Origin of the sequence: Janthinobacterium sp. AD80 (assembly GCF_002878455.1) — a bacterium.
GTDB lineage: Bacteria > Pseudomonadota > Gammaproteobacteria > Burkholderiales > Burkholderiaceae_D > Janthinobacterium.
On the sequence record NZ_NRDQ01000231.1, the window covers coordinates 1 to 2,874 of the forward strand.

Genomic DNA, 2,874 nt, shown 5'->3' on the forward strand with positions numbered 1-2,874 from the left:
GCCAGGCGGCGCAGCGTCGGCATCGGCCGCGCTGGCGTCTTCCGCCCACAGCCGCGCCATCCACTCGGCGGCGCGCTGCAGCACGGCGGGGGCGATGGGCAGGCTGTCGGGTTGGGAACTCATGCGCATTGCGCCGCGCAGCAGGCCAGCAAGGCGCGGGCGATGTATTTTTCCACCGACGAGACGGAAACGTCGAGGCGCGCGGCGATGTCGGCGTAGGCCATGCCTTCCAGTTTGCACAGCAAAAAGGCGTCGCGTACTTTAGCGGGCAGGCTGGCCAGGATGGCGTCGATCTCCATCAGTGCCTCGACGATCAGCGCGCGCATTTCCGGCGTCGGCGCGGCCGCTTCCGGCTGCGCCGCGATGGCGTCAGCGTAGGCCGCCTCGATATGTCGGCGGCGGAACAGGTCCACCACCAGGCCATTGGCGATCTGCGCCAGATGCTGGCGCGATTCATCCGGTTGCGGTGCGCGGCCGCGCGCGAGGATGCGCAAATATGTGTCGTGCGCCAGGTCGGCCGCATCGAAGGCGTTGCCCAGCTTGCGGCGCAGCCAGCCCTGCAGCCAGCCGTGATGGTCGCTGTACAGGACTTCGATTTGCCGATGCAGTTCCAGTTCGGGGCGTAGCATGCAACCTTTCCATGCCACGGTCCACAGGACAGTCAGGCCTTGATGCGATTGAGAATTGTTCGTATTGTAGCCCGATTGCCGGAACTTGTGGCCTGGCAGTGGCGGGGCCGCAACGCTATCCCCAGTCGCTACGCTGAAATCAGCTTGATATCTGCCATCCGCTCCACCAGCCACACGGCCGCTACCACGGCGATGGCCAGCGAACCGACGGTCAGCACTTGCCGGTAGAACCAGGTCTTGCGCAGCAGCCAGGCCAGGGGCAGGAACGCGGCGACGATGGCCAGCTGGCCGATTTCCACGCCCACGTTGAAGCCGAACAGGCTGGCCAGCAATGAACCCTGCGGCAAGCCCAGGTCGCGCAGTACGCTGGCAAAGCCGAAGCCGTGGATCAGGCCAAACACAAAGGCGGCCACGGGGCGCTTGCCGCGGAACAGCGGCAGCAGATTGTTCAGCGCGGCCAGGATCACCGAGGCGGCGATGGCCGACTCGACCCAGCGCGAGGGCAGCGAGATGAGCGACAGGCTGGCCAAAGTCAATGTGATGGAATGGGCCAGTGTAAATGCCGTGACCACTTTCAGCACGTCGATGAATGCGCCTCTTAACCCCCGACTCTCTGCTGCGGGGGGCAACGGATTCTGCGGCACGTTTGAGCGTGTGGACTGGTGGGCTTGAGGCAGCAGCACGGCCGGCAGCAGCAGCGACAGCAAAAACAAAATATGGTCGTAGCCGATCCAGATATGCCAGATGCCGTGTTTCACGTACGCGCCGAACTGCGCCAGGCGGTCGGGCGCGGCCAGCGAGATGTTCTGGCGCGGGCTGTCCGGGTCGAAGATGGCCGTTTGCGTATTGTCGCCGCTGGCCAGCTTCAACAGTCCCTTGTGCTGCGGGTCGAGGTCGGCGAACAAGGTGTAGCCGATGGAAAGATTGGCCGGCGCGGCGCCGGGGCAGGTGGCCTGGAAGCGCAGCACGTTGTAGGCGCCGTCCGTATGGCTGTCGATCAGCTGCGCGACGGCTTTTAACGGGCATACGCCCTGATCGCTGGCCACCTGCAGGCGCTGCAAGGCATAGGCGGCGATGGCGTCGTGGCGTGCGCGGATTTCATCCCATGTCAGGGCGCCGTCGCCATTGCCATCGAGGCCGATGGCGAAATCGAGGTCGCGCAGGGCGATGTCCCACTGGCCCTCGATCTGCTGGCCATGCACGGCGAGGCTCAGGTAGCTGTCGCTGGGCTTGTGCGCCTGCGCGGGTGCGAGCCAGGCGCACAGCAACAGGAACAGAACGACTACGCGCCGCTTCACAGGGCACCCGCCTTCCTGGCGGCACTCACTTTTTGTCCATCCAGCGGCCCCAGTTGCCTGATCAGGCGCTGCAGGGCCACGTCTTCCACGCCATTTGCCGCCACCCAGGCCAGCACGGGCTGGGCGGCCGCGTAGTTGCGCGCGGCCAGAGCCGCTTCCAGCAGGATGCGCATGTCCGGCACTTCCTTCTGGATGGCCCAGTTTTTCTGCGCCAGCTGCAATGCGGCGGGCAGATCCTGCTGCAGGAACAGGGCGAAACGCGCCTGTTCGCGCTGATGCACGGTGTCGCCGCGCTGCATGGCGGCGTGGAAGCGCGCGGCCAGTTCCGCTTTCGCCGCCTGGAATGGCGCTTGCTGGCCGGGCAGCGCCTGCAGGGCCAGCGCATGGCGCAGCAGCAGGGCGTCGATGCGTTGCTGGTCCTTGAGCAGCGTGACGACTTCCTGCGGGCGCCGCTGGTCGAGCAGAAAATCCGTGTAGGCACCCAGCAGATAGCTGTCGCGCGGCTGCTGCGACAACGCCTTCTTGTAGCGCGCCTCGGCCAGCGCTGTCTCGCCGCGCCGCGTGGCCATTTCCGCCAGCAGGGTCAGGGCCCAGCTTTCCAGCTCGGGCGCGGCGCCGGCGCTCCTCTGCAAGGTCAGGTCCAGCAGGCGCTCGCTGCTGGCGGCGCGGCCCGTAACGCTGGCCACGTTGGCGATGCAGGTGACGGTAACGAGCTGCGTCGTCAGTGCCGACAGGCGCGCGCAGCTGGCCGTCGCTTGCGCGTAGTCGCCCTGCACGGTGAGCACGGTGGCGCGCGTCAGCCACGCCTGCCCATTGCCCGGTTCCTGCGCGATGACGGCGTCGAGATCCTGCAGCGCGGGGCCGAACTGGTGGGTGCTTTGCAAGATGGTGGCGCGCAGCAGGCGCACGGGCACGGGCGGCGCGGCCTGTCGCCACCAGGGCGCCAG

General features: G+C 66.9%; 3 protein-coding genes. All 3 read right to left on the bottom strand.

Annotated elements, in window-relative coordinates:
• Positions 1-119: 119 nt before the first annotated feature.
• Positions 120-629: a sigma-70 family RNA polymerase sigma factor gene (locus JaAD80_RS27585; protein ID WP_102299309.1), complete on the bottom strand. Its 510-nt coding sequence runs from the start codon at positions 627-629 to the stop codon at positions 120-122.
• Between the two features lie 128 nt (positions 630-757).
• Entirely contained in the window at positions 758-1,927 is a 1,170-nt protein-coding gene (locus JaAD80_RS27590; RefSeq protein WP_102299311.1) for a HupE/UreJ family protein, read from the bottom strand.
• Positions 1,924-2,874, bottom strand: a 951-nt coding sequence (locus tag JaAD80_RS27595; protein ID WP_102299312.1) for a tetratricopeptide repeat protein, incomplete at its 5' end; no start/stop codon positions are given. The genes JaAD80_RS27595 and JaAD80_RS27590, both read right to left, overlap by 4 nt.